Below are 26,400 nucleotides of genomic sequence, written 5' to 3'. Positions count from 1 at the left end.
CGCGCCTGCGCCAGGCGTTCTGCTCGCTGACCGGGGCGCACGCGGTATGCCAGGAGATGGGCGCGCTGCGCGCGATTTCGGTGCCTGACCAGTTCGACCACGACAGCATCGAAGCCACCTTCAACGGCGTGCGCATCAAATTCCAGATGCTGCCCATTTGCGGGGCCGACCGCCGTCCACGCGCGCGCGTGGTGTGCATGTATTGCCATTGCACCTACGGCGAGCCGGCACAAGTCGTGCTGGGCGCCTTCACCTTCGGCCCGGATGGCATGACCGACCTCGATCCCGATGTGGAAGGCAATTTTCCGCGCATGGATGCGGATGCGCCGGCGATCGTGCTGCGCTAACTGGAAGCGGCCATCGACGCCAACCGGACGCCATAGGCCGGCGCCCGGCGGCGCTCTTTTCAGCGCGCGCGGCGGCGCGCCAGTACCAGTCCCAGCAGCGCCGATCCGGCCAGGGCCAGGGTCAGGCTGCCCGGTTCCGGCACCGGGGTAGGCGGCACCACGTTTTCAAAGCGCAGGTTGTCGAGCGCCAGCGCGCCGTTGACGACCGGCAAGGTACGGAACACCACGCGGTCAAAGCCGGACAGGAATTCGACGCCGATGAAGGACCCGTCGTCGCCGTCGCCGCCGGTATCGAAGAAGGCACTGCCGACCAGGGTATTGCCGAGATAAGCATCGATGAACGTGTCATCTTCCGGATTGGTGCTCGCGTCCGCGCCCAGCCGGGTGATCACCGAGGAAAACAGGATGCTGCCGTCGATGTTGGGCGAGCCATCGACGTACTTGAGCGCCACCCGGCTCGGCGGCGCCGGCGAGGTGGCAAACAGGTCCAGGTTGAAATTGACGAAGCTCACGCCCAGCGCCGCGTACTGGCTGTCGATGGGGCCGGCGACGGCATTCTCGAAATCGATCACGGTCGGGGCGGAAAAGCCGCCGGCGCCGATCACGCCGGCCTGGGCCGCGCCGGCCAGGGTCAGCGCCAGGCAAGCCGCCGTAGTCATTTTGCCTATCATATGTTCTCCATATTTATTATGAAAAAAACCATACCGGCATCAAGCAATATGCGTACCCACAACAAGTAGTCCATCTTTTCAGCGACTTAGCGCAACACTAACGGTTTCTCCCGACGCGGCTGTAAAGAATGCCGACATGGCCGGTGATATAATCTTGTCTTCCGGACAGCTCCCCCGACTGGCGGATTCGACAACCTACTCCCAGCGCCCATGCCCGTCCCGTTCAACGACCTGCCCCGGCAACGCATCGTCTCGCTCGACGCCTTTCGCGGCCTCACCTTCGTACTCATGCTTTTCGTCAACTTCCTGGCCGGCGCGCGCGGCCTGCCCGCCTGGCTGCTGCATGCCGATGGCGCGGCTGACGGCATGGGGCTGGCCGATATCGTGTTTCCCGGCTTCCTGTTCGCGGTCGGCATGTCGATTCCCTTCGGCGTGCACAGCCGCATCGCGCGCGGCGACGGCGCGCTGCGGGTGTTCGGGCACACGGCCTGGCGCGCACTGGCCTTGATCGTGATGGGCGTGTTCATGGTCAATGCCGAATCCGGCTACAGCGAGCAAGCCATGCACATGCCGATCGCAGCCTGGTCGCTGGCGCTTTACGCGGCCGTGCTGCTGGTGTGGGGCGTGTACCGCTTCGACAACGCCCTGCTCAACCACTGCCTGCGCGCAGCCGGCGTGGCGCTGCTGGCGGCGCTGGCCCTGGCCTGGCGCGGCGCCGACGGGGTCAGCATGATGACGCCGCAATGGTGGGGCATTCTCGGCCTGATCGGCTGGGCCTATCTGGCCGCCGCCGTGCTGTACCAGCTGGCGCGCGGCCAGCGCACCCTGCTGCTGGGCGCCATGCTGGCCTGCCTGAGCCTGTATATGCTGAGCACCCGCAGCGGCACCGGCACGGCGCTGGCGGGCCACGCCATCCACAGCCTCATCGTGCTGGCCGGGCTGGTGTGCGCGCTGCTGTTTTTCGACGGCCAGCGCGCCGCCGCGCTGCGCTTGCGCCAGGGCGCCGTTTTCGCGGCCGCGCTGGCGGCGGCGGCCTGGGTGCTGCACCGCTGGTACCCCATCTCCAAGATCGGCGCCACCCCGCCCTGGGCTTTATACTGCGGCGCACTGTGCGTGGCGCTGTTCGCCCTGCTGTACTGGCTGGTGGAAGTGCGCGCGGCGCGCCGCTGGACGGTCCTGGTCGAACCGGCCGCGACCAGTCCGCTGATCACCTATCTGTTGCCGTTCGCGATCGGCGCCGTAATCAGCCTGGCCGGGGCGCACTTGCGCCCCGCCCTGGTCGAAGGCAATCGTGCGCTGCTGAGCGGGGCCGTGTTTACGGCCATGATCGTGCTGGTGGTTGCGCGCCTGAACATACATAATTGCAAGCTGAAGATTTAAGCAAGGAGGAACAATGTCCCACATTACCCGCACGACCACGCTGGCCTTTACCGTGGCGCTGGCCGCCGCCGGCGCCGGCGCCGCGCCTGCCGCCGCGCCGGTCCAGGTCGGCTCTTACTACACGGCCTGGAGCACCGAGCAAGGCTTTCGCCTGAAACAGCTCGACCAGGCCGGCGTGGCAGGCCGCTTCACGTTCCTGAACTACGCTTTCGCCAATCTGTACAAGATGCCGGACAATACCTACCGCTGCGATAGCGGGCGCGACATCAAGGATGCCGGCGACGGCGCCGGCATGCGCGCCACGCTCGACTACGCGCACCATTTCGGCGCCAGCGAATCGGTCGACGGCAGCGCCGATGGCCCGGCCCAGCCGCTGGCGGGCAACTTCAACCAGTTGCGCCAGCTCAAGGCCAAGCATCCCAAGCTGAAAGTGATGCTGGCCATCGGCGGCGCCGAATGGTCGCGCTGGTTCTCGGCCGGCGCCGCCAGCGCGCCGCTGCGGCGCGCGCTGGTGTCGTCCTGCATCGATATGTACATCAAGGGCGACCTGCCGCTGCTGAACGGCCATGGCGGCAAGGGCGCGGCGGCCGGCCTGTTCGATGGTTTCGACATCGACTGGGAGTATCCGGGCGTGCCGCTGATGGCGTACAACACCATCAGCCCCTCGGACAAGCAGAATTTCACCCTGCTGCTGGCCGAGTTCCGCAGCCAGCTCGATGCGCTGGGCAAGAAGCAGCGCAAGAAATACTACCTGACGGCGGCCGTCAACAGCGGGGCCAAGACTACCGACGCCACCGAACCGGACAAGTACGCCAGGTCGCTCGACTGGATCAACCTGATGACCTACGATTTCAACGGCGGCTGGAACAAGCAGGGCCCGACCGGCTTTCACTCGAACCTGTACCCCGATCCGGGCAGCCCCGACACCGACAAGCAGAGCGTCCACAGCGGCGTGCAGCGCTTCTTGAAGGCGGGCGTGCCGGCCAAGAAACTGGTCATCGGCGTGCCCTTCTACGCGCGCGGCTGGAGCGGCGTGCCCCCGGTGCGCTATGGCCTGTACCAGGGCGCGAGCGCCCCGGCGCGCGGTTTCGAGGAAGGCACCGAGAAATACGCGACCCTCGCCGCGCGCAAGACGCCCAAGTTCTACCATCCGGTCAGCAAGCAGTTGTGGACTTACGATAACGGCATTTTCTGGACCTACGACGACCCGCTGGTGATCAAGGAAAAGGCCGCCTACGTGCGCGACAACCGCCTGGGCGGCATGATGTCGTGGGCGCTGGACCAGGACGACGCCGGCTTTGCGCTGTCCAAAGCCATGCTTGAGGCGCAGTGACGGCCGCCCTTCCCGCGCCAGTGCGCAAGGTGCTGGTGATGTTCGCGCACGCGGCGCCGCAGCGCTCGCGCGTGAACCGGCGCCTGGTCGAGGCGGCGCGCAGCGTGCCCGGGGTCGAGCTGGTCGACCTGTACGATACCTACCCCGATTTTTACATCGACGTGGCGGCCGAGCAGGACCAGCTGGCCGACGCCGGCACCCTGGTGCTGCTGCATCCGATCCAGTGGTATGGCATGCCGGCCCTGCTCAAGGAATGGGTCGACATGGTGCTGGTGCCCGGCTGGGCCTATGGCGCCGGCGGCACCGCCCTGCAGGGCAAGGGCTTGTGGCTGGTGACGTCGACCGGCAGCCCGGCCGAGGCGTATGCCCCGGGCGCCGCGCACGGCTACCCGTTCGAGGCGTTCTTGCCGCCCTATCGCCAGATCGCCGCCCTGTGCGGCATGGACTGGATCGATCCGCACATCCTGCACGCCGCCCATCAATCGAGCGAGGCGGCGCTGGACGCCCACGTCGACGCCTTTGTCGCTCGCCTGACGGCGCTGGCCAGCGCCTGAATCCCCCTTAGAAAGCTTCGCAACGATGGAACACGGTTTGCTGCTTAACGCACTGATCTACCTGGCGGCGGCGGTGATTGCCGTACCGATCGCCAAAAAACTCGGCCTGGGCGCCGTGCTCGGCTACCTGCTGGCCGGCATCGCCATCGGCCCCTGGGGGCTGGGCCTGATCGGCGAAGTCGAAGATATCCTGCACATTTCCGAATTCGGGGTGGTACTGCTGCTGTTCGTGATCGGCCTCGAACTCGAACCGAAGCGCCTGTGGTCGATGCGGCGCGCCATCTTCGGGCGCGGCGCGGCCCAGGTACTGGGCGTGACCGGCGCCCTGTGCGTGGCCGCCATGCTGGCCGGGGTCGACTGGAAGGTGGCGCTGATCGCCAGCCTGGGCCTGTCGCTGTCGTCGACCGCGATCGCCCTGGCCACGCTGGACGAGCGCAACCTGATGACCACCCCGACCGGCTCGGCCAGCTTTGCCATCTTGCTGTTCCAGGACATGGCGGCGATTCCCATGATTGCCGTGGTGCCGCTGCTGGGCGTGGCCGCCGCCGAAGGCAGCGAACAGGGCTGGCTGGGCATGCTCAAGGTGGTCGGGGTCATCGGCGGCCTGATTTTCGCCGGGCGGCACCTGGTGCGCCCGCTGCTGCGCATCATCGTCAAGACCGGCCTGCGCGAGATTTTCACCGCCTTCGCGCTGCTGCTGGTGATTGCCATCGGCCTCTTGATGCAGTGGGTCGGCATGTCGATGGCGCTGGGCGCCTTCATGGCCGGCATGCTGCTGGCCGATTCCGAATACCGCCACGCGCTCGAGACCGACCTGGAGCCGTTCAAGGGCTTGCTGCTGGGGCTGTTTTTCATCGCGGTCGGCATGTCGGTCGATTTCGGCGTGTTCATGGCGCAGCCGTGGCTGATTTTGGGCCTGGTGGCGGCGTTCTTGTGCATCAAGATCGCGCTCTTGTACGGCATCAGCAAGCTGGCCGAGATTCCGCGCAGCCAGCAGGCGCTGTTCGCCTTCATCCTGTCGCAGGGCGGCGAGTTTGCCTTCGTGGTATTCGGCGCGGCCGAGACGGCCAAGGTGTTTTCCGCCGAGGTGGCCTCGATGCTGGTGGTGGTGGTGGCGCTGTCGATGGTGGTCACGCCGCTGCTGCTGATCGCGCACGATCGCCTGATCGCGCCGCGCTACCGGGCCGACAAGAAGCGCCAGGCCGACAAGATCGCGCCCAACGACGAGCATGTGATCATTGCCGGCTTCGGGCGCTTCGGCCAGATCGTCGGGCGCCTGTTGACCGCCAACGGCGTCAAGCTGACCGTGCTCGACCACGACCCGGACCAGATCGACCTGGTGCGCCGCTTCGGCAGCGAAGTGTTTTACGGCGACGTGACCCGGGTCGACCTGCTGCATGCGGCCGGGGCGGCGCGGGCGCGCGCCCTGGTGGTGGCGGTCGACGATATCGACGACAGCCTGAAGCTGGTCGATGCCGTGCGGCGCGAGTTTCCCAAGCTGAAAATCATGGCGCGGGCGCGCAATGTGACCCATTATTTCGACCTGCGCGACCGCGGCGTGACCATCATCCAGCGCGAAACGTTCGAGGCGGCGCTGATGCTGGGGCGCGATGTGCTGCACGAGCTCGGATTCGGGGCATACCAGGCGCGCCAGGCGGCCAGCAAGTTCCGCATGTTCAACCTGCGCAGCCTGGACAAGATGTATCCGTATTACAAGGACAAGGAGCAATTCCTGTCGGTGGCCAAGCAGGCGCGCGAGGAACTCGAAGCCATGTTCGCGATGGATGCGGAACTGGCCGAGGATGACAAGCAGAACGGGTGGGATGGGACGTAGCCAGTGCCGGGGGCGCAGGAAAGGTCTCGGGAACGATCACCGATCGTCAACAGCCGCCCCGCCATCACCAGGCAAGAAAGTGCCCGGCTATCTGCAATCAGGTGTCAGCCACTTTCTTCTTTGAGCGCAGAGACAGGGTGTCTGTCTTGTTCAATACGTCTGTCTTGCTCAATATGACTGTCTGGTCCGATACTTGACGCGGTTTTGATCGCGTCAAGTCTTTGCCCACATGATTCGCAGTGGACTGAGGGGCTCCCTTCTCTTTCAATTTCAATGCATCCGCTCCCACTCGGTCCAGCGCGCCCGGATCGGCACTTGCATTTTCCTTCGACAAAGTTCCGTGCTGTCGCAGCAGAAATTCGTCAAACTCCTTATTTGATATAGGTGCAGTATTTTTCTTCACCGCAAGAAGTAAATTGCGTTTCATAATTCAATTCCTTTTTCTCTCACATAGTGTGACAGCACTTCCCAGCTGACTGAGCCCGGGTCAAGATCAAAAGCAAGCTTGACCGATTCGCCGTGGCGCAACCATTCCTTCCGCCCTCCTTCGTCGAGCATCAAATCACTGAGGCGACGTTTCTCACGGTATTTTTCGGGCAGCCTTGTTCTGACTGCATCGGGGATTTCCGCATCAAACCCCATACACGGCCAAACGTAATAACCTCGAAGCGGATCTTTCGCCCAATGAAAAGACGCGTAATCCCCCACGCCATTAAGCTTTATACAGCGAATCGGCAACTCTTCATGAAGTGAGCGAGCACAGTAAATTTCTTTTACTACGCACCTGGGCCCGATACCCATGTTTGTGAACTCGTCTTTCAGCACCATGACAACATTGGTCAGATAATATGACAGCCCATCGGCATCCGCCGTCAGATACCGAAACATATCTTCAGCGAAAATTGGATTGCGTATGCGGAATTGGATGACATCCCCGACGCGACTAACGACGATGTCGCTATCTTTTGGTGCGCCAGTCAGTTCCGCTATCTCTTCCGCAGACAGAAATTCATCAGCATTGTCTAGTTCGACTTTTACTTTGACAGTGTCGGTCTTAAACCATTCCCGGCAAATAGCATCCAAGGGCATCTCTCCGCGAAAGAAAATGCGTGCAGCAACGGACCATTCAGGGGGCATCAGGAGACGCGACACTCCTGGCTCGCCTCGCTCTAGCGTAGCATATCGCGCCGATGCCGTCGTTGCGGGCCGGGCCGGCGGGCCCGCCTTGGGGCCGTTGACCGATGCAGGACGTCGGGCCAACCCCGCCGTCCCTCCCCCGCGAGCGCGCGTCACTGCCGATGACGCCGCTTGCGGCCGATCCTGAGGACCGATGCCGCGCCCGTGGCGTCATGCCTTGAATGCCCGCCGTACTTACCGCTGTCTCCGCCAGCGCTGTAGAATCGCGCTCACCGGCATTTCAATAACGATAATAATACCTCCATGAACATCCCTGAAAAACTCCGCTCCATCAAAGCCGCGCTGTCCGAACGCAGCCGCGAGCGCAAGCGCCTGCGCGGCCCCGCCGACCTGAACTACGCCATCGCCGATTCCATCGAGATGCTCGACGCCACCGCATGGCAAGCGCTGGCGGATCACTCGGGCTTCTTCATGTCCTTCGCCTACCTCAAGTCGCTCGAACAGGTGCTGCCGCACAACCTGTCGCCGCGCTACGCCCTGATCTACAGCGGCGCCGGTGCCGAACGCATGCCGGTCGCGGCCGTGTATATGCAGATCGCCGAACTCAACCTGGCGCAGGCGCGGCCGGACAAGAGCCAGGCCGCCTCGGTCCGCCCCGGCCCGCTCGACGAGCTGGCCAAAAAGACCACCCAGCGCATCCTCAGCTGCGGCAACCTGCTGACCTTCGGCCAGCACGGCATCGCCCTCGCGCCCGGCGCCGATCCCAAGCTGGCCTGGCACGGCGTGGCCGAAGTGCTGTACCGCGTGCGCCAAGCCGACAAGCTGGTCGGCAAGACCCACTTCATCATGATCAAGGACTTGCACGCGCCCCATACCGATCATGCGGCGCACCTGGAACACCTGAGCTACCGTTACGTGGAAACGGAACCGAACATGGTCCTGGCCCTGCAGGACGACTGGAAGCATTACGACGACTACCTGGCCAGCCTGGCGTCCAAGTACCGCAGCAGCGTGCGCAACGCGGTCTTCAAGGCGCTGGACGAGGCGGCCTGCACGCTCGAACAGCTGAGCGACCTGGATGCCGTGCAAGAGCAGATTCACGGGCTCTACAAGGAAGTGCAGGTCAACGCCGGCTTCCGCCCTTTCGAGCTGCGCCCCGAGTATTTCCCGGCGCTACAGAAGGCGGCGGGCGAGCGTTTCCGCTGCAGCGTGCTCAAGCGCGACGGCGAGATGCTCGGCTTCCTGATCTCGGTGGCCGATGGCGAGACGTCGATCGCGTACCACATCGGCTTCCAGCGCGCGGCCGCGGCCGACCTGCCGATCTATCTGCGCCTGCTGCACGCCGGCATTGCCGACGCCTTGTCGATGGGCTGCAAGCAGGTGTCGTTCGGCCGCACCGCGCTCGAACCGAAAGCGGCCCTGGGCGCCAAGCCGCAGACCTTCGGCATCCTGGTACGGCACCGCCAGCCGGTGCTCAACAAGATGATCAAGCACCTGCTGCTGGGCATCGAGCACGATGACGCGCCCGAACGCAGCCCGTTCAAAAAGGCAGCCGCGAAGGCGGCCTGACACGTCAGTGTTTTTGCGTGGCCGGCGCCGTTTGTACGGGCATATATCTGGCGGCCTTGCTGTCCCACACGAAGACTTGCTTCCACTTGCTCTTCAGGGTTTTTAGCTAGAGATCCGCGTACCCGTTGGTCTTGCTTGGAAGAACAGACAACACATTCTGCTCTTCCGAGACATCCCGCTCCCGGGTGCCATCCTTGTTCCATTCACCGGCCAGATCCTTGTGGAAGGAGATCGGTTCCGACAGGATATTGACCAGCTTGCCGCCGTCGAGCCGGAACAGGGACAGGGCTTCGAAATATGCCGCGCCGCCGGCATAAGCGTCATGCCATCCGAGGCGCAGACCGATGGCCGTTTCCATCGGTGTAATCTGGTACGGGGCGAAATCGAAACGGCGATATTCTTCCGGCATCAGGTCGCTGTCTTGGCTGCCCGGAGTCGTGAATTTCCCCTCCGGCCCCTCGATGCCGGAAAATTTCCAGCTGGTTTTTATATCGTAAGGCTTTCCGTAACTGGCCACCAGCGTCGGCCCCGCACTTCGCGCCTGATATTCCACGACGCCCAGGTACACCGGTTTGTCGAGATAGTCAGGCGCCTGGCCGGGCTGGTAATATTTTTTACAGCCCGGCTCCTTGCTGGATTGCCGGTCCGAGGCGAATTCCTTTTTGCTCTGGGCAAAACAGGCAATCACGACGAAGCTGTTGGCGCGATAAGGCTATGCCTTGGCGCCGACCAGCGTGGCGAGCGAGGCGTCGCGGCCGGGCGCAATCAAGGCGACCAGCTTGTTCGCTGTCAGGCCGGACGGAAGCGCCGTCCCGAATCCATCCGGTTTACCCTGCTGCGCATAGGCCAGCGACGAGCATGCCAATAACGTCAGTCCCGCAATTTCCTTGATTCGCATGTCACATCCATTTGATGAAGTCAAGCGGCGACACTGCGCGTGGGCGCCGCGCTCCGCCAGCACCTGGCGGAGCGCGATCATACGGCTGCGGCAGGCGTCGGCGCTACGTCTGCCGGGTGCGGCGCTATTTTCCGGCGCGCTGCTGCTTGTAATAGGTTTCCCAATTGACTTGCGCCAGATGGACCGGAGGAAAACCGGCACGCGTGATGGCATCGGCAACATTCGCCCGCAAATACGGATAGACGATGTTCGGCAGGCCGATTCCCAGCAGCGGGGCGATTTGAGCGGTGGGAATGTTTTTGATGTCGAACATAGCGGCCTGTTTCGCCGTGACGACGTAGGCGGTTTTGCCATTGATCTTGTGCGTTACCGTGATGCTGACCCAGCCCTCGTAAGCCTCGCTCGCAATCTTTTCCGATCCGGCGTTCAGTTTCACGTCGGTTTGAGGGGCTTTGTCGTTGTCGAGAAAAATGGCCGGTGAATTCGGCTATTCGATCCGCAGGTCTTTCAAATACAGGCGTTGCACGCCGAATACCGGTTCGGCTTTGGCGTCGGCGGCCCAGGCGGCCGGGGTGACGAGCGCCGCCAGCAGTGCGATCGCGGCGGCCGGGCGCAGTGCGCGCAGTTGCATGTTCATGTTTGGTTCTTTCAGTTGATGCTGCGAGTGAGCAAAGGCTCCCCCCCGCAGCGAAGGCAGGCAGTCAGTCCCGGCGCCGCAAGCGGCAGGCACCGATGGCGGCCAGGCCGGCCAGCAGCATGGCGTAGCTTGCCGGCTCCGGCACTGGCGCGGCGCTTCCCTGCGCGTAGCTGTAGGCGGCCCAGCCGATGGTGCCATGTCCAGCCGCTTGGCCGGTGCTGAGCGTCGAGCGGTAATCGAGCGTGCGCGCGCCGGAAAAGTTTTGGAGCTTGTCGTCGAATTGGTCCGGGGTGCCCGACTGGTCGAAGGCGCTGACATAGCCGTAGATCGACGCCACCGCGCGGCTGCTCTCGCCCAGGCCGTAATCAGCTTGCAGCGATACCGACAAGGTCAGCTTGAGTTGCGTGTTGGGCGAGAGCTCGAACATGCGCCAGTCCGAACCGAGCGCCGAGACACGGGCGCCGCCCGCCAGGCGCGAATCGCGGATCTGCGCGCTCGAACGCATGATGCCGTCCCCCACCATGGCCGCCGCCTCGCCGTAGGGTCTGCTCAGTTGCACGCTGCCCGGCCAAAAAATTTCCTGTAGTTCCCCACCATCGTTAAGGTTGGCATTCATGGCAACGTCACGGTAGCCGAACTGCACCCACGGCGTGATCTGGTCGTTCGGATCGAGGTCGATCAGTTCGATCCAGACATTGCTGATCTGGACGGACGCGCTGGCGGCGCCGGTCTGGCCGGCAGCGCTACTGAGCGCGACAGCCAGCGCGCAAGCGGTGAGGTGGGACTTGGATACGAGCATCGGAATTCTCCCCAAGAGTCATCGACTTCAAGGCAGGGCGGATGCACCTGCCCAGGCAAGCTTACCAGTTAATACTGCCAAAAATGCACGATTGCCAGCATTTTCCCGCGCTGCGCTACAGCTGCCACGCGGCCGGCGCGTGGCGTGTCTGGTCGATGCACCCACTTCCTGGTCGCGCATGGCCAGCGCCGTCACTTCCCAACGCTGTTGGCGCGATAAGGCCAGGCTTTTGCGCCGACCAGGGCGGCACGCGTCGTCGCTACGCCTCCGGCTGCGGCAAGTGTCGCCGACGTGGCAACGATAAAAAACGTCAGCGGTTCCATCCCAACCGAGCTGTCGGCATCGATGGCAACCACCGTGTCGTCCTCGTCGACTGCCACCTGCGCGCTCAGTGAAAGGCGCTCAGCCGTGCTGGCAACGCGAAACGTGGGGTGGCTGAACTCGGTGGGGCATGCGAGGTAGCAGACGCCGTGAAACGCAACCACGTGCTGCGCGTACGACGACGAACTTCCTGCCGAAAGGCTCAGCGAGCAGCCATCAAAGGACCGGATGCACCAGTCCCACCCGCCGCCACGGTTGAGTTCTTGAAGTAGCTCTTCCAATGCCATTTTCCATCCATGTCAGATGCACTATCCGGGCTCAGCCGGAGTCTGTGCCGGCCAGCAGCTGGTTCGGTTCATCGTGCTCCCCTGCTCGCCTTGCGGGCCGCGATGCGATCTGTTCCGCCAGCACGGCAAAGCGCGACTGTCCCGTCGTCGATGTCACGCACCAGGGTAAGCCGGTATCGATTTGCGCCAGGCGCCGGCCGCGTTCATCGATCCACTCTGTCTCAAGCGTGCAAAGAATCGTACCAGGCTGCGGGTAATGGCTATCCGCCCAGAGAGGGTCGGCGCAGACGACCGGCCCTTTTTCGACAACGACGTGGCGGCTTCCGTCCGCGTCAAGCAAACTGCACTCAACCCAGCCGGGCTGGTGGTCATCGACAAAACGGTCGATCCGGACAAGAACATCAACGTTCATGCTGTCATCCAGTACAAGCCGGCCGCAGGCGAGGACACCACGTTGCTGCCGAGATCATCCTATTTCTGCTGACGCTACATGAAATTACGCGTATGCAGGGCCGACAACTGCTGCGCCTCGGCTTTTGAAAAACCCAGCCGCTCCAGGCGCGACTGGCGCCCTTCGGCCATGTCCACCATCAGCTGCTGCACGCGCAGGTAGCCGGCCGCAACCGCCGCTGGCGTCATTGCGCCCGCCGCCAGCAGGATCAGCGCATCGAACACTTCCTCGTTCAAGCCCGAGCTGGCCGCCAGCGCATCGTTGCGTGACTGGACCGCATGGGCCAGGCGCGTGCGAAAGGCTGGCTCGCGTTCCAGCCGCGCCGCCAGGTGCGTCATGCCGAAGGCGACATGGCGCGCTTCGTCGCGCGCGGCCAGGCGTGCGATCTGGCGCGTGACCGGATCGGGCGCGTACGCATGCAGAAAATGCAGCAGGCTGACGAAGGTCCCCTCCCCCAGTACCGACAGCAAAAATTCGGCCACCGAAAAATCCTGCTCGTCGAGCAGCGTCTTGAGCGAGCTTTGTCCGCCCGCCGTCGACAGGCCCGGCTCGCGGCCCTTGAGGCGCACGCGGCGCGTGAACACCTCGATGTGGCGCGCTTCGTCAGCCACCTGGATCGCCAGCACCGCCTGCACTTCGCGGAAATGTGGATGCACCTGCCCCAGAAAGCGCGCCGGCACCACCAGCGCCGCCACCTCGTTTTCGATCATGTAGGTCAGCACCTGCACCACTGCGTCTTCGACCATGTCGGGCAAGGTGAATTCGGCGTTCCAGTCGATCGCCGTCTCCGGGTCCCACTGCGCCGCCGCGGCCTGCGCGTACAGGTCGGCGGCGCGCTCGGCCCACACTTCCTCCTTCTGGTCGAGGCGGAACTGCATGGCCGGCGAACCCGCCTCCACCGTCGCGCCGCGTGCCGCCAGGCCCCACTGGGCCTTGGCCTGCGCGGCGATGGCGCCTTCCACGCGCGGATCGGCGTGGCCGCTGTGCAGCGCCGCGCGCCAGCGGCCCGCTTCAGCGCCGCCGCGCGTCACGCGCACCAATCTGCGCCCGTCCACCTCAAGCGCCGCGCACGGGTGCCCCTGGCTGCGGCACCAGGCCGTCAACTGGCCGTCCCAGCCCGCGCCGCTGCCGGTGACGGCCAGCGCCTCGCCCGGCGCCAGCTGCTGCAAGCCATGCTTGACCAGCAGATGGGCGCCGGCGTCGAAGCCGAGATGCTCAATATCGATAGTCGGCTGCAAGGATCTTCCCTTCCGCATCGTAGAAGCGCTCGTCGTCCACCGCGCGCACCAGCGCGTCGTAGCCGCTCACGCGCCCCGGCAGCCAGGTCTTCAAGCCTTCCAGTTCGAGCAGCGGACGCACGTCCGGATCGTCCCAGCTCATGGCCAGCAGCAGTTCGCCGAAGCGCGCGATTTTTTCCGTCGGGGCGCCGGGGCTGACCGTGAAATTGCAATGGTCGAACGGCGCCGTGCGCGCCAGGATCGCGGTAGCGCCGGCCGGCAGCACGCCTTCGCGCGAGAAGGCCATGTGGTTACTGTCGATCATCCAGGCGGCGTCGATCTCGCCGGCCATCAGGGCCAGCGCGGCATCGCGTTCGCCGCCGATATGGTCGCCGTGCTTGCCGCCCAGGACGTCGAAGCGGCGCGCCGTGTAATCGCGCCCGGCCAGCATGCCGTGCTGGCGCAGCAGGTCGAGCGGAATCAGGTGCGCCTGCGGCGAGTCGATGGCGCCGAAGCCGATCGTCTTGCCCTTGAGCTGTTCCAGCGTCACCAGCGGCGCGGCGCGCGCGACCAGCACCGAGCTCAGGTCGCAATCGCTGTCGCGCATGGCCAATGCCGTCACTTGCTTGCCGCGTGCGCGCGCCATGCGCTCGGCCCGCACCCAGGCCAGCGGTGAATTCCACGCCAGCGCAATGCTGCCGTCGAACTGCGCTTCGACCTGGCGCTCGTAGTTGGAGTACAGGATGTAATCGAATTCAAAGTCATGGCGCCGGAAGTACTCCTTGAAGCCTTCCCAGATCGTCACGACTTTCGGTGCGTAGGCCACCGCGCCCATCATCAATGGTGTGTTCATCGCGCGCCCCTTAACCGAATACCGGCATGCCGCAGACGGCCTTGCCGATGAAGTCGAACAGCACGTCGGAGGTCGGCGCCATGACCGAGGCGGCACGCGCGTCGCGGAAGTAGCGTTCGATGCCGACATCCTTGCGGAAGGCCGCGCCGCCGCACACGCGCATGGCGCTGTCGGTCACTTCCAGTGCCGCTTCGGCCGCTGCCGCCTTGACCTGCATCACGCGCAGCATGGCGTCCGGACGGTTGGCCGCCAGCGCGGCGAGCGTGTCGTCGCGCAGGGTGCGCACCATGTCGGCCTGGATGCGGGCACGCGCCAGGTAGGCGCGGATGGTCGGCAGTTCGGCCAGCGAACTGCCCAGGTGTTCCAATTTGCTGCCGGCGGCGTGCGCGCATGCCGCTTCCAGCACGGCGTCCATCTGGCCCAGCGAGGACGAGGCGATCAGGGTCGAAAACACCGGCAGAACGGCGCCGATCATGATGTCGAAGCCGCCGCCGTCGACGCCCAGCATGGCGGCCGGCGCGACCCGCACGCCCGTGGCGCTCAGTGGCGAGGAACGGTTGCCGCGCAAGCCCATGCCGTCGAACGCTTTCGGTTCGCTCAGGCCGGCGCTCTTGCTGTCGACCAGCCACAGGGTGCTGGCGCCCGCCAATGCGACCGGCGCGGTCGACCAGACGTACGAATCGGCTTCGCCGGCGGCGGTGACCATCGATTTGCTGCCATCGATGACGATGTGGTCACCCTCCTGGCGCGCCGTGCCGACCGGTGCCCAGAAGTGGCTGCGCGAGCCGCTGTCGGACCAGGCCAGGGTGCTCAGGTGACGCCCGCCGGCGACGTCGCGGCGCACGGTCTCGCCAGCGAATTTTTCCAGCACGGTGGCCGCGCACAGGTGCATGCAGACGATCATCGCCGTCGACGGGCAAGCCTTGGCCAGGCGCTCGATCAGCTGCGCGGCCTCGGGCAGGCCCAGGCCCATGCCGCCCACGTCCTTGCTGCTGACAAGGCCGAGCAGGCCGGCCTGGCCCAGCGCATCGATGGCGGCGCGCGGAAACACGGCATCGCGGTCGGTGGCCGGCGCGGCCGGCAGGACGATGGTGGTGACAACAGTGTCGAGTGTTTGGAGGTAAGACATGGCATCCCTGTGAAAATGGCGGATCAATGCCGCCGGATGCGCGAACAGGGACAAGACAAGGAAGGCTCCGGACGGGAGCCGGGCAATGACGCGCACCTCGACAAGTTCTGCTCGACCTGCCCGGCGGCAGCGCTTGGAAACGGTACTTTTGCCGCGTTTGCACATCGACCCAGCCGCACGCGGGCCGTCTGACCCGGTTCAGCGTTCCAGGGGAGCTGACATCGGCGTTACGGCGGGCTGGTTCAAGACAAACACAACAGTTGCCGCAGTCTATCAGAGTCGCGCCGCGCCCGGCAGGGGCGTTGCCCTCCCGGCGCAGTACACAGCCGCCGAAAAATTCGCTTGACCACCTGTCATGTGTCAGATATTCTTTACAGGTGAAAGAAAATAAACCATCAATCGACGGAGACCAGTTGCTGGCGATCCTGTCGGCACTTGCCAATCCGCACAGGCTGCGCATCATTGCGGCCCTGGCAGCGGGCGGACGCAATTACGTCAGCCAGCTTGCCCGCGACATTGGCATCAGCCGGCCGCTGCTGCACCTGCATCTCCAGAAACTCGAACAAGCCGGCCTCGTTACCAGCCGCCTCGAACTGTCGCACGATGGCAAGGCGCTCAATTATTTTGAAGCGGCCGCTTTCGCCGTGGCGCTGACGCCCGAGGCGATTGCCGAGGCAGTGAAGTCCCTTACCACCAACCTTGAGAAATAGGCCAACACCATGTCCGAACACGTTTTTTTGATCACCATCGGCCTGCCGCTGGTCACCGTCCTGCTCATTTTCGGCATGAAGTATGTCGCCGCCATCCAGCAGGCCAAAGCGCGCCTGACGAGCGACGACGCATACCGCCAGCTCGCGGCGCAGGCAGCCGCGGCCCAGACCGAAACCGCCGCCGCGCTGGCGGTCATCAACGGCAACCTGGCGGAGCTGAAAACGCGCGTGGCCGCCATCGAGAAAATGCTGCGCGACGTCGAGTAAGCGGCGACCGCCGATTCGATCATCTCACCAGGGAGAACACCATGCCGTACCAGCAAGGAATTGAACTCGGCGGCAAGGATGCGCAGCGCTGTGCGCGCATCGCCGGCGCGCTGTACCTCGTCATCATCGTCATCGGGCTGCTGGGCGAGACGCTGATCCGCAACAGCCTGGTGGTGGCCGGCAACGCGGCCGAGACAGCCCAGCGCATCGTGGCGTCGGAATGGCTGTGGCGCGTCGGCATCGCCGGCCAGTTATTGCTGCTGCTGTGCGCGGTCGGCTTGTCGCTGGCCTGGTATGTGCTGCTGCGTCCGGTGAACCGCAACCTGACCCTGCTGGCCATGTTCTTTGCGCTGGTGTCGCTGGCGGTCGAAAGCGTCAGCGCCCTGCAACTGCAAGGCGCCCTGACCCCGCTGCTGGCCGGCGCCCACCTCGGCATCGATATGCAGCAGGCGCAGGCGACGGCTTACCTGGCAATTGTCGGCCACTCGTATGCGTTCGCGGTGGCGCTGATGTTCTTCGGGGCAGAGTGCCTGATCGTCGGCCACCTGATCCGCAGATCCGGCTATTTCCCGGCCCCGGTCGGGGCGCTGATGCAGCTCGCCGGCCTGTGCTACCTGCTCAACACCTTCATCATGGTGCTCTCCCCTGCCCTGCACGGCACGCTGTTCCCGGCGATCCTGGTGCCATCTTTCCTCGGCGAGAGCGCGTTCTGCCTGTGCCTGCTGTTCAAGGGCCTCGACATTGCGGCGTGGGAGCGCAGCGCCGCGCCGTCGCCATCACTCACCTTTCACTGACCGTAGCACACCACAAGGAGCCGCACCATGAACGACATGAGTACCCTGAGACTGTCCCTGTTAAGAGCGATGTACCTGCTGCTGGTGGTGGGGCTGGGCCTGACCATGTGGCCCACCATCATCGCCCCGCCGGCCGTGACGGCCAATGCCGGCAGCGTGGTGCGCTCGCTGCTCGGAGCGCTATGCCTGCTGTCGCTGCTGGGATTGCGCTATCCGCTGCGCATGCTGCCGCTGCTGCTGTTCGAGCTGGCCTGGAAGATCATCTGGGTCGTCGCCTTCGCCCTGCCGATGTGGATGGGACCGGGCCTGGACGCGTATGCCGCCGAGACCCTGTTCGCCTGCGTCCTCGGCATCGTGCTGGTGCCGCTGGTACTGCCGTGGGGCTACATCGCGCGTGAATATGTGCGGGCGCCGGGCACGCCGTGGTCGGCCAGCGTGCGCTGAGACCGGGCATGCGCGCGGCATCGTGCGCCAGCCCGGCCGCACGATGCCGCATCGGCGTTCACAAGAGCATGCCCAGGCTGTCGCTGTGGCCGAAGGCGTCATACCAGAGTGCGGCGCTGGCGCCGGTGATCCCGATGCCGCCGCGATCGCTTGCATAGAGCAGCGCAAGAGCGCCGCCGGCCGGACTGTCGTCCGACGCCAGGCGGAACTGGTCGAGCAGCGCGACGGGATGCCATGTATCCGGCATCGCATCAAATGCGGCGATCAGCGCCACCAAGTCGTAGAGCACGACCGGGCCGGCCGGGCCGGCATCGATCACCTGCAGCCGGAAGCTGTCCGGCGCCGGACGCTGGTACCAGCCGGCCAGCAGCATGCCCTCGGCCGCGCCGGTCATGAGCATCAGGTCGCTGCCCGAGCGGCTCAGCGCCACATCCGTTTCGCCGATGCCGCCGCCCAGGGAGATGGTGGCCATGCCACGCGCGCACAAGTTCACCGTATCGAGGCCGTCGCCGCGATTGAAGGCGATGGTGAAATCGGCGCCCCAGGCGGTGATGTCGTCGTTGCCCGCCCCGCCGACGTACAGGCTCTGCCCCGCCCCTTCGATCAGGTCGTCGCCGGCGCCACCGTCGAGCAGGTTATTGCCGCGCACATCCTGCAGCAGGTCGTCGCCATCCTGGCCGAACAGCAGGTCGGCGCCCTCGCGGCCGTGCAGGATGTCGTTGGCCTGCACGCCGATGACTACCTCGAAAGCGCTGCCTTCCCCGTCGTACTCGCCCGTCCACAGGGTGGACAGCAATTCATCCTCCGGCAGGAACCAGTATGCGGTGGCGCCATCGTCCCCGCTCAGGATCATGGCTTCCATGTCGACGTCTGCCGACGCCTGCGACAGGGAGGCAAAGGCGGCGGACACGGCCACGCTCTGGTCCATGTTCCAAAGCACGAACGGGTCGCCCGCGTACAGGGCGTCGAGAGGGCTGCGTACGGTGGTGGTCATGAGTTCTCCAAGAAAAGGGCGACACGGGTCGCGGGCGGCCGGGCCGGCCGGCACCCGGCATCAGCTTGACACCCGGTAAATATAACTTTTCATTGGGAAACTTTATGGACGCAAGTCACTCATGCGAGGGGGAAATGTTGATAAGTGACAATTTGAACCGCTTGAGTCCGCGGCCATGGGCGCCGGGCCAGCGAAACCGGTGCGCTGCGCGCCCGGCGAATGCGCTCACGCGTGTTTCAATGCGCATGGCGGTGATGGATACGCGGGCAGCCATGGCGCCGCCCATGCGACAGTCGACATGTGCTGGAAGAAGAACCATGCCGGCACGGCCGCCGGCACACCGTCCTTGTTGAGCAGCAGCGACGCCGCTGCCGCCGGATCAATCCTTTTTCTTCATCAGCCCGGCAAGGGCCGCAAACGGGTTGTGGGTGGCCGGCGCCACCTCGGCCGACAGCAGCCCGGCGCCGCGGTCCGCTTCCAGGTAGCGCGAGTGCTCGTTGTCGTGGCAGTACAGGCACAGCAGCTCCCAGTTGCTGCCATCGGGCGGGTTGTTGTCGTGGTTGTGGTCGCGATGGTGCACGGTCAGCTGCGACACGTTCGCATTGGTGAACTCGCGCATGCAGCGCCCGCAAATCCACGGATACATCTTCAGGGAACGCGCACGGTAGCCGGATTCGCGCGTTTCCGCCGCCTTGCGGGCCTCGGCCACGATCTTGTCGAGGCGGGCGGCGTCGGGTTTTTTAGGCAATGTCATACACAGGGCTTTCTATCACGTTGCCGCATGCTGCGGCAGAAAGCGGATTGTCGCAGAGTTTGCGGCGGGGGTCGAGCGGATCGGGCGGCTCGCCCGGCGTATCGGCCATCGCAATATCACCGGAAAACAGGCAATCTGTGGCCGCCAGAAGACATCATTTTCACTAATTCAGCAAGCCGCCCATTGCCTTGGCACTGTCCGGGCCACCCATCAAGCCGGCCAACTTTCGATCGTCGACAGGCATTGCCTGCCTGCATTGCGATGCAAGTGGTATGGAAGACCGTCCCATCATGCCGGCCTGGCCCTGCTGCGGCCGGAAAAACGTCCATGGCCAAGTGGTCTTGTCGGGCTGCCCTTGCAGGCGCAAAGCATCTTGCCATTCGCCGGATTTTACTTGGTCAATAATCCATTCCGCCGCCCCATCTGTTCTTACCAGCCCTCAAGTTAGATTGCGTTTCACCTCTGTTGACCTCGCTTTAATAGACGGTAATACTGCAACATCCCCGACGATCTGTTCCAGATCCCGTCCTATCAACCCAATACAAGTCCTGAGTGAAATATTTGCCTGCTGCGATATTTCGATACCAAACCATCATCCACATTGGAAGCGCTCCCATATCCGGCATCCATCCAGACACACAATCGTTCAAGCAACGTCTCCCCCTTGTGACGGCACCCATCCGGATGCTGCACAGCGGGTTTTCGCGGGAGCCGGCCAGGCGGCCGGTTCCGACCACTGCGCATCGCGCATCAACCACAAAGGCCGCCGTCATGCATCATCGTCCAGCGCAGGCAACGGCCACTTTCCACGAGGTGACCGCACCATGAAAAAACTGCTTCAATTCCTCTCGCTCGGCGTGCTCGGCATCGGTTTGCTGAGCGGCTTCAGCGGCACACCATCCGGCAGCGCCGCCATCGGCACACCCAGAGCCGCCACGCTGGCGACGACGCTGGCCTCCTCCTCGGCGCCCTCGAGCACCGAATGGACCTTCTGCGCCAACGAAAATGGCGACTGCATCTTCACCGGCAACCAGACGGTGCGCTTTGGCGCCGGCTCCAGCTTCACCAGCAAGAAGTTCGACTGGGCCGCGTCCTGCAATAGCGGCACTTTCGGCGTCGATCCGGCTCCTGGCGTGGCCAAGCACTGCGAAATCACCAGCAGCTTCGCGTTTTGCGCCAATGAAAACGGCCAGTGCGGCTTCGGCGACACCGAAACCGTGCGCTTCGGGGCCGGCAACACCTACGTCACGCAAACCGTGACCGGCGGCGCCGCCTGTACCACGGCAGCATTTGGCGATCCCCTGCCCGGCACGGCCAAGCACTGCGACCGCGCGCCCACCAGCTGGACCCGCTGCGCCACGGAGAACGGGCGCTGCAATTTCAGCGGCACCCAGGTGCTGCTGTACGGCGCCAATGGCAAGTTCTTCACCAGGACCTTGAGCAACGGCGCCGACTGCAACAGCGGCGTGTTCGGCGACCCGATTCCGGGCGTGCCGAAACGCTGCTACCTGCCCGGCGTACCGATGCCGTCCGGCTCCACCCCGCCCCCCGATCCGGGCACCTGGAACCAGTTGACCACCTTCAAGCTGGTCAACGGCACGCGCGGACAATATCCGGACAGCCAGGTGTACTGGGCCATCATCGGCAAGGACTGGACCAGCGGCAAATTCGTCCACGTCGACGCGGCCGGCCGCTTCGTGCCGATGGCGCTCAGCGACAACGGCGCGCTCAGCAAGAACGGCAAGCCCTACACCAATTACTTCCACACCATTGCGCAGCTCAAGTCGATCACCATCCCACCGCTCAACTCGGCGCGCCTGTTGCTCAGCGTCGGCAGCCCGATGTACATCCAGGTCAATGCCGACGTCAACGGCAACCTCGGCTACGCCGGCGCCAACATCGAAAATCCCTCCGATCCGAATATCGACGTCTACTTCGATTTCGTCGAGATGGCCATCGTGCCCAAGGGCGGCTTCTTCGGCAACACCACCCGGGTCGACCACTTTGGCTTTCCTGTCACCTTGCGCTTGCAGGGCCTGGGCGGCTACGACCAGACCGTGGGTGAAACCGAAACGCGCGCCGCGCTGATCTCGCAATTCGTCGCCAGCGCTCCGGCCCAGTTCAAGGGCCTCGGCCAGGCGCCGTACGCGCCGTACCGCATCATCGCGCCGGCCCACGCCAGCTTCAACAACGGCGGCGCCAACGCGACTTACCTCGACGGCTACATCAATACCATCTGGAACAAATACACCAACCAGAAACTGGTCTTCACCAACCAGCAAGGCACTTTCAGCGGCCAGGTGGTCAACGGCGTGTTCGAGTTCACCGATGGCGCCGGCACCTACAGGGTGCGCAAGCCGACCACGGCGATGGCGCTGCTCGGCAGCGGTACCCTGGCCGACGCCAGCGGCACCGTCGGCGGCACGCCGGCCTATGACAAGCAATTGCAGATCCAGGCGCAGCTGTGCGCGGCAATCAACCGCCACGTGGTGGAAGATCCGGCGCACTGGGGCAACGCGGCCTACTTCTACCCGGCCGGCCAGCCGGCCAACTGGTATGCCAAGTTCTGGCACGACCACAGCATCAACAAGCTGGCCTATGGCTTCGCCTACGACGACGTCTGGAATTACAGCTCGTCGGTGCATACCACCGCGCCGACCACGGCCACCGTGACCATCGGCTGGTAAGCCGCGCCGGGGCGGCCGGCGGCCGCCCTTCCCCTCTTTTTTACGGGTACCGACATGAAGAACTTATTGACATACCTGGGCATGGCAGCCATCGGCGGCGCCATCCTGGCCGGCTGCGGCGGCGGCGCGTCCGACAGCGCCCCGGCCAACAGCAGCGCCGCCCGGCCCAGCGCCATGACGCTCGACGCGGCGGCCAGCGCCAGCCCCGGGGAAGCCGAGGGCGTCGGCACGGCCGCCGGCGCATCGGCCGCCGTGGCGCCGTGCAACGCCGTCACCTGGAGCGCGGGCATCAACTACCCGCTGGGCACGGTGGTGTTGTACGCGCCGAATGGACTCTACTACAAGGTGGTGCAGGTCGCCGGCAACGGCAGCGATGGCACCACGCCCACGATCAGCACCTGGTACTGGGCGCAGACCACGTGCGGCGTCGCCGCAGCGAAGAAGATCACCGCCGGCTACTACCCGAACTGGACCCCATCGCCGCTGCGCATCCGCGACGTCAATGCGCGCTATAACCTGATCTACCTGTTCGCCGCCACCCCGGTGGGCGGCCCGCCGGGCAGCACCGGCGCCGTCACCTGGAGCGCGCCCGGCAACGGCCGTGGCGCGGCGACCAAGCTGAAAGCCGACATTCAGTACGCGCGCAGCACCCAGGGCCGCAAGATCATCCTGTCGGTCGGCGGCGCCGGCAACGGCATGAGCTTCCCGAACCGCAGCAAATCGCAGACCTTCGTCAACAGCATCGCCGCCATCCACGCGCAGCTGGGCGGCATCGACGGCATGGACTGGAACACCTTCGAAGGCAACCAGACGCCGGACACCGCGGAAATGATCTGGATCAGCCTGGAACTGAAGAAACGCTTCCCGGGCTTCATCATTTCCGCGCCACCGGCACCATGGAATCCGGTCGACAAGGAATTCTGCCGCGCGATGGCGGCTGCCGGTGCGCTCGATTACGCCGCGCCGCAATACTACGATGGGCCTGACCTCGCCAATCCGGCGTATGTGGTGGAAAACATCAGGCAGTGGGTCAGCCTGCTGGGCGCAAGCCATGTGGTGGTCGGCTTCGGCATCGATAACGCGACCAACTACATGACCCGCGACCAGGCGATTACGACCTGGAAGCAGGTCAAGGCCAACCACCCGGACATTCGCGGCGGCTTCGACTGGAGTATTCATACCGATGAAGCGCAGGGCTGGCCCTTCGCCAACGGCGTTGCGCCGCTGATCAACCCGTAATAGCCATCGTTCCCGCGCCAGGGCGGGAACGGCGACGGCTTATCGTGGAGCGCTCGCCCGCTGCGGATCGATCCGCGACAGCCACCACGCGCCATGCCGGAACGTGTAGTCGAACGGACCGCTGCGCACCACACTATCTTCCTTGGGCGCACCCGCGCCTTGCTTGCCGGCGGCGATTGCCGGCAAGCCTTTTTGGGCCGCCCCGGCCTTGAAGTAGATATCGTGCAAGGTCTTTACCAGCGCCGGCAAACGCGCATCGTCCTGCGCATAGGGCACGCATGCATCCTGCTTGACGCAGACCGTCACGGGGAACGCGACAAAGCGCGCAAACCGGTCCGCCTGCTGCTCTTCCACATAAGTGTTGACCCAGCTTGAGGCATCGGCAACGTCGAGCGCAGCCTTGGAAATAGCCGCGATCTCGCTCAGGATGCCCTGACGCATGCTGTTCCTGGCCGTATACACGCCCTTGACTGGACGCAGCACATCATCGACCCGCCACTGGCCGCCTTCCCGCACCACCACGTAGCGCATGGTGCGCCGTGAATCGGCCGCCTTGGGAAACACCCTGAACGACACATCCACCGCGTTCGCCCCGACCGGCCTGGCCGTGAAGCCGGACGACGCCAAGGTCAGGTCCGCATCGCTGTCCTGGGCATCGAGAAACCTGTCGGCATCGGCGCCATAGCCGCACATATCGTCCCCACGCGCCACCTTTCGGCACGCGAAGTCGTTGTCCGCGAGCAGCTTGCGCGCACCAGCCGAATAGAAAGCGCCGCTGTCCAGATAACGTTTCCTCGCCGCCGCCTCATTGGCGAAGTAGTCGCGGTAAAACGCCGTGATCAGTGCGACCGGCGTGCTTGCCTCCGGCACGCTGGCGGCCGGCGCGGCCAGCACGCCGGCGCTGTGGGCAAGTGCGCCACACAGCGCCGCCGCAAGAACGCGGTTCTTGTAGCGTGGCATGTCAGCGCGCCAGGTGCTGGTCGAGCCATTGCTTGACCGTGTTATGCCACAGTACCGAATTGGCTGGCTTCAAGACCCAGTGATTCTCGTCCGGGAACACCAGCAGCTTGCTGTCGATACCCTGGCGCTGCAGCGCGGTAAAGGTGCCGAGCGCCTGCGAGGTCGGAATGCGGAAATCCAGGTCACCCTGCACCACCAGCATCGGCGTCTTCCAGTTCTTCACGAAATGCACCGGATTGAATTGCTCGTACGCCGCCGCATTGTCCAGGTAAGTTCCCTTGTTTTCCCACTCGGTGAACCACAGTTCCTCGGTCGCGTATGCCATGCCGCGCGTATCGAACACGCCGTCGTGGTTGACCAGGCAGCGGAAACCGTCCGACCAGTTGCCGGCGATCCAATTCATCATGTAGCCGCCGTAGGACGCTCCCAGCGCACAGCTGCGCTCGCGGTCCAGCCATGGGAATTTCTTCACAGCCGCATCGAGCCCCTTCTTCAAGTCGTCCAGCGGCGCGCCGCCCCAGTCGCCGCTGATCGAATCGGTGAACGCCTGACCGTAGCCGGTAGAACCGTGGAAGTCGATGAACACCGTCGCGTAACCGGCACCGGCGTAGGTCTGCGGATTCCAGCGGTAGCTCCACGCATTGCCGAAGCTGCCCTGCGGGCCGCCGTGCACCAGGAAAGCGACCGGATACTTGACGCCGGGGGTGGCATTCCACGGCTTCATCACGTGGCCGTAGACGGTCTCGCCCTTGGCGCCGGTGAAGGAAAACTGCTCGGACTCGCCGAAGCGCACGTCCGCCAGCAATTCGCTATTCAACTGCGTAAGCTGGCTTGCAGCGCCGCCGTTGCTGCTCTTGAACAGTTGCGCACCCGATTGCAGATGAGCCTGCGCCATCACCACCGTCTTGCCGCGCGTATCGAAAGCGCTGACATAGCCCTTGTCGCTGAGGGGCGTGACCTTGCCGCTGGCCGCATCAATCGAGAACAGGCGATGCTGGCCGACGTCGTCGGCCGTGGCCAGCAGGGCCTTGCCATCGTCGCGCCACTTGTAGTCGGCGATGGAGCGGTCCCAGCTCTCCGCCAGCACGCGCTTCTTGCCGCTGGCGACATCCATCAACACCATGCGGAAACGGTCGGCCTCGAAGCCGGGCCGGCTCATGGCCAGGTAGGCCAGCGTCTTGCCGTCCGGTGAAAACGCCGGTTTGCTGTCCCAGGCCGGATTGTCGGCGGTCAGGTTGCGCGGCTCGGCGCCGCCGGCGGCATTGGCCTGGTAAATATCGAAATTGGTGGACCAGGCTTCGGTCTTGCCGGCCACGCGCACGCCGAACACCACGCTTTTCCCGTCCGGGCTGAAGCGGTATTCCTCGCGGTCGCCGAACGGTTTCGAGGGCACGTCGCCATCGATGCCGCCCGACAGGCTCACCGGCGCCGCGCTGACCTTGCCGCTGGCATCGAGCGGGGCCGAGTACAGCACGCTGTTGCGGCCGTCCGCCCAGGTATCCCAGTGACGCACGAACAGGCGGTCGTAGACCTTGCCGCTGGCCTTGTTCTTGGCCTTCTCGTCCATGCGTGTCTTGGTGCAAGCCAGGTCGGTGCAATCGCGGAACACGGCCAGGCTCATGGCCAGACGGTCGCCCGCCGGCGACAGACGGAAATTCTCAACGTCGAGCGGCAGGTCGGTGACCTTGACGGCCGCGCCGCCAGCGGCCGGCTGGCGCCACACCTGCGACGAACCCGAGCGGGCCGACAGGAAATAGATGGCGTCGCCCTTGGCCGACCATTCCGGATCGGTGCTGTTGGACTCGCCTTCGGTCAGCCTGACCGGGGTGGGCTTGGCGCTGCGCAAGTCGATCATCCACAGCTGGGTATTGCCGCGATTCTTCTCCATATTGGTGCTGCGCACCGTGTACACCACGCGCGAGGCGTCGGGCGAGAGGGCTGGCGCGCCGACCCGTTCCATCCTCACCAGATCCTCGACCGTGAACCCGCGCGGCGCAGCCAGCGCGCTACCGGCAGCCAGTGTGGCTGCCCCCAATATGAACAAACGTCCCATCATTGCATCATCCCCAAGAGTCATGAAAGTGCCAGCAGAACCACATGGCCCCGGCATCATACCAAGTTCGATTGCGCTGGG

Annotated in this window: 28 protein-coding genes and 1 pseudogene; 12 read left to right on the top strand and 17 right to left on the bottom strand. The window is 64.6% G+C overall.

The features are described from left to right. Positions 1 to 56 precede the first annotated feature (56 nt). Positions 57 to 347 carry a hypothetical protein gene (locus tag F2P44_RS16800; RefSeq protein WP_167088197.1) on the top strand — a complete coding sequence of 97 codons (291 nt, stop codon included), beginning with the start codon at positions 57 to 59 and terminating at the stop codon, positions 345 to 347. A gap of 59 nt (positions 348 to 406) precedes the next feature. Here the strand turns inward: F2P44_RS16800 and F2P44_RS16795 are convergent, their stop codons facing one another. Beyond that, positions 407 to 1,018, bottom strand: coding sequence for a PEP-CTERM sorting domain-containing protein (locus F2P44_RS16795; RefSeq protein ID WP_167088196.1), 612 nt, complete (start codon positions 1,016 to 1,018; stop codon positions 407 to 409). Between the two features lie 210 nt (positions 1,019 to 1,228). Here F2P44_RS16795 and F2P44_RS16790 point away from each other — a divergent pair, with 210 nt between their 5' ends. From F2P44_RS16790 to kefC, 4 genes are read left to right on the top strand one after another with little or no spacing between them, the layout of a single operon-like run. Beyond that, positions 1,229 to 2,398, top strand: coding sequence for a DUF5009 domain-containing protein (locus F2P44_RS16790; RefSeq protein WP_167088195.1), 1,170 nt, complete (start codon positions 1,229 to 1,231; stop codon positions 2,396 to 2,398). 13 nt (positions 2,399 to 2,411) lie between these two features. After that, on the top strand, positions 2,412 to 3,731 hold the full coding sequence (locus F2P44_RS16785) for a glycoside hydrolase family 18 protein (RefSeq protein WP_167088194.1): 1,320 nt from the start codon (positions 2,412 to 2,414) through the stop codon (positions 3,729 to 3,731). Then, positions 3,728 to 4,285: a glutathione-regulated potassium-efflux system oxidoreductase KefF gene (kefF, locus tag F2P44_RS16780; protein ID WP_370662705.1), complete on the top strand. Its 558-nt coding sequence runs from the start codon at positions 3,728 to 3,730 to the stop codon at positions 4,283 to 4,285. Before F2P44_RS16785 ends, kefF begins: the two co-directional genes overlap by 4 nt. A gap of 25 nt (positions 4,286 to 4,310) precedes the next feature. After that, complete coding sequence (kefC, locus tag F2P44_RS16775) at positions 4,311 to 6,119, top strand: glutathione-regulated potassium-efflux system protein KefC (RefSeq protein ID WP_167088193.1); 1,809 nt, start codon at positions 4,311 to 4,313, stop codon at positions 6,117 to 6,119. 97 nt (positions 6,120 to 6,216) lie between these two features. Here kefC and F2P44_RS16770 read toward each other — a convergent pair whose 3' ends face one another. Together F2P44_RS16770 and F2P44_RS16765 are read right to left on the bottom strand one after the other, a co-directional pair. Next, positions 6,217 to 6,546, bottom strand: coding sequence for a hypothetical protein (locus F2P44_RS16770; protein ID WP_167088192.1), 330 nt, complete (start codon positions 6,544 to 6,546; stop codon positions 6,217 to 6,219). Then, positions 6,543 to 7,271: a YhbY family RNA-binding protein gene (locus F2P44_RS16765; RefSeq protein WP_167088191.1), complete on the bottom strand. Its 729-nt coding sequence runs from the start codon at positions 7,269 to 7,271 to the stop codon at positions 6,543 to 6,545. The genes F2P44_RS16770 and F2P44_RS16765 overlap by 4 nt, the downstream gene beginning before the upstream one ends. Before the next feature lie 288 nt (positions 7,272 to 7,559). On the opposite strand from F2P44_RS16765, the gene F2P44_RS16760 reads away from it, so the two are divergent. Then, positions 7,560 to 8,825 (top strand): GNAT family N-acetyltransferase, encoded by a 1,266-nt coding sequence (locus tag F2P44_RS16760; protein WP_167088190.1) that lies wholly within the window; start codon positions 7,560 to 7,562, stop codon positions 8,823 to 8,825. 106 nt (positions 8,826 to 8,931) lie between these two features. On the opposite strand, the gene F2P44_RS16755 is transcribed toward F2P44_RS16760, so the two are convergent. From F2P44_RS16755 to F2P44_RS16715, 10 genes and pseudogenes are all read right to left on the bottom strand, one after another. Continuing rightward, positions 8,932 to 9,513, bottom strand: coding sequence for a hypothetical protein (locus F2P44_RS16755; protein WP_167088189.1), 582 nt, complete (start codon positions 9,511 to 9,513; stop codon positions 8,932 to 8,934). A gap of 24 nt (positions 9,514 to 9,537) precedes the next feature. Next, positions 9,538 to 9,723, bottom strand: coding sequence for a hypothetical protein (locus tag F2P44_RS16750; RefSeq protein ID WP_167088188.1), 186 nt, complete (start codon positions 9,721 to 9,723; stop codon positions 9,538 to 9,540). A gap of 124 nt (positions 9,724 to 9,847) precedes the next feature. Next, a pseudogene (locus F2P44_RS35585) lies at positions 9,848 to 10,198 on the bottom strand (protein-export chaperone SecB); the annotation flags it as partial. Between the two features lie 12 nt (positions 10,199 to 10,210). Further along, positions 10,211 to 10,360, bottom strand: coding sequence for a hypothetical protein (locus tag F2P44_RS35580; protein WP_229423587.1), 150 nt, complete (start codon positions 10,358 to 10,360; stop codon positions 10,211 to 10,213). A gap of 64 nt (positions 10,361 to 10,424) precedes the next feature. Then, positions 10,425 to 11,159 carry a PEP-CTERM sorting domain-containing protein gene (locus tag F2P44_RS16740; RefSeq protein WP_167088187.1) on the bottom strand — a complete coding sequence of 245 codons (735 nt, stop codon included), beginning with the start codon at positions 11,157 to 11,159 and terminating at the stop codon, positions 10,425 to 10,427. Positions 11,160 to 11,350: 191 nt separating this feature from the next. Continuing rightward, the gene (locus tag F2P44_RS16735) at positions 11,351 to 11,767 is read right to left on the bottom strand and encodes a hypothetical protein (RefSeq protein WP_167088186.1); all 417 of its coding nucleotides are present in this window, start codon (positions 11,765 to 11,767) and stop codon (positions 11,351 to 11,353) included. Between the two features lie 31 nt (positions 11,768 to 11,798). Next, the gene (locus F2P44_RS16730; protein WP_167088185.1) at positions 11,799 to 12,179 is read right to left on the bottom strand and encodes a hypothetical protein; all 381 of its coding nucleotides are present in this window, start codon (positions 12,177 to 12,179) and stop codon (positions 11,799 to 11,801) included. Between the two features lie 74 nt (positions 12,180 to 12,253). Further along, positions 12,254 to 13,456 (bottom strand): ferritin-like domain-containing protein, encoded by a 1,203-nt coding sequence (locus F2P44_RS16725; protein WP_229423586.1) that lies wholly within the window; start codon positions 13,454 to 13,456, stop codon positions 12,254 to 12,256. Continuing rightward, positions 13,434 to 14,288, bottom strand: coding sequence for a phosphate/phosphite/phosphonate ABC transporter substrate-binding protein (locus F2P44_RS16720; protein ID WP_167088183.1), 855 nt, complete (start codon positions 14,286 to 14,288; stop codon positions 13,434 to 13,436). Before F2P44_RS16720 ends, F2P44_RS16725 begins: the two co-directional genes overlap by 23 nt. 10 nt (positions 14,289 to 14,298) lie before the next feature. Next, a complete protein-coding gene (locus F2P44_RS16715) occupies positions 14,299 to 15,417 on the bottom strand; it encodes an acyl-CoA dehydrogenase family protein (protein WP_167088182.1) in 1,119 nt (372 codons plus the stop codon). Between the two features lie 377 nt (positions 15,418 to 15,794). Between F2P44_RS16715 and F2P44_RS16710 the strand changes: the two genes are divergently transcribed. From F2P44_RS16710 to F2P44_RS16695, 4 genes are read left to right on the top strand one after another with little or no spacing between them, the layout of a single operon-like run. After that, positions 15,795 to 16,127 (top strand): ArsR/SmtB family transcription factor, encoded by a 333-nt coding sequence (locus F2P44_RS16710; RefSeq protein ID WP_167088181.1) that lies wholly within the window; start codon positions 15,795 to 15,797, stop codon positions 16,125 to 16,127. Positions 16,128 to 16,136: 9 nt separating this feature from the next. After that, entirely contained in the window at positions 16,137 to 16,394 is a 258-nt protein-coding gene (locus F2P44_RS16705) for a hypothetical protein (RefSeq protein WP_167088180.1), read from the top strand. A 41-nt stretch (positions 16,395 to 16,435) separates the two neighbouring features. Continuing rightward, entirely contained in the window at positions 16,436 to 17,188 is a 753-nt protein-coding gene (locus tag F2P44_RS16700; protein ID WP_167088179.1) for a DUF4386 domain-containing protein, read from the top strand. Between the two features lie 27 nt (positions 17,189 to 17,215). Then, the gene (locus F2P44_RS16695; protein WP_167088178.1) at positions 17,216 to 17,632 is read left to right on the top strand and encodes a hypothetical protein; all 417 of its coding nucleotides are present in this window, start codon (positions 17,216 to 17,218) and stop codon (positions 17,630 to 17,632) included. A 58-nt stretch (positions 17,633 to 17,690) separates the two neighbouring features. Here F2P44_RS16695 and F2P44_RS16690 read toward each other — a convergent pair whose 3' ends face one another. After that, positions 17,691 to 18,626, bottom strand: a complete 936-nt coding sequence (locus F2P44_RS16690) for a calcium-binding protein (RefSeq protein ID WP_167088177.1) — start codon at positions 18,624 to 18,626, stop codon at positions 17,691 to 17,693. Between the two features lie 379 nt (positions 18,627 to 19,005). Continuing rightward, on the bottom strand, positions 19,006 to 19,380 hold the full coding sequence (locus F2P44_RS16685; RefSeq protein ID WP_167088176.1) for a YajD family HNH nuclease: 375 nt from the start codon (positions 19,378 to 19,380) through the stop codon (positions 19,006 to 19,008). A gap of 824 nt (positions 19,381 to 20,204) precedes the next feature. On the opposite strand from F2P44_RS16685, the gene F2P44_RS35575 reads away from it, so the two are divergent. Both F2P44_RS35575 and F2P44_RS16675 read left to right on the top strand, forming a co-directional pair. Next, positions 20,205 to 22,067 (top strand): glycoside hydrolase family 64 protein, encoded by a 1,863-nt coding sequence (locus F2P44_RS35575; protein WP_229423585.1) that lies wholly within the window; start codon positions 20,205 to 20,207, stop codon positions 22,065 to 22,067. Positions 22,068 to 22,121: 54 nt separating this feature from the next. Continuing rightward, on the top strand, positions 22,122 to 23,306 hold the full coding sequence (locus tag F2P44_RS16675) for a glycosyl hydrolase family 18 protein (RefSeq protein WP_229423584.1): 1,185 nt from the start codon (positions 22,122 to 22,124) through the stop codon (positions 23,304 to 23,306). Positions 23,307 to 23,345: 39 nt separating this feature from the next. Here F2P44_RS16675 and F2P44_RS16670 read toward each other — a convergent pair whose 3' ends face one another. Together F2P44_RS16670 and F2P44_RS16665 are read right to left on the bottom strand one after the other, a co-directional pair. Next, positions 23,346 to 24,266: a YqhG/Tai3 family protein gene (locus tag F2P44_RS16670; protein ID WP_167088175.1), complete on the bottom strand. Its 921-nt coding sequence runs from the start codon at positions 24,264 to 24,266 to the stop codon at positions 23,346 to 23,348. Position 24,267: 1 nt separating this feature from the next. After that, complete coding sequence (locus tag F2P44_RS16665; protein ID WP_229423583.1) at positions 24,268 to 26,322, bottom strand: S9 family peptidase; 2,055 nt, start codon at positions 26,320 to 26,322, stop codon at positions 24,268 to 24,270. Positions 26,323 to 26,400: the final 78 nt, after the last annotated feature.

Origin of the sequence: Massilia frigida, assembly GCF_011682175.1 — a bacterium.
Lineage (GTDB): Bacteria > Pseudomonadota > Gammaproteobacteria > Burkholderiales > Burkholderiaceae_D > Telluria_A > Telluria_A frigida.
The sequence above is the reverse complement of the archived record's forward strand: the minus strand, read 5'-3'. Positions and strand labels throughout refer to the sequence as shown.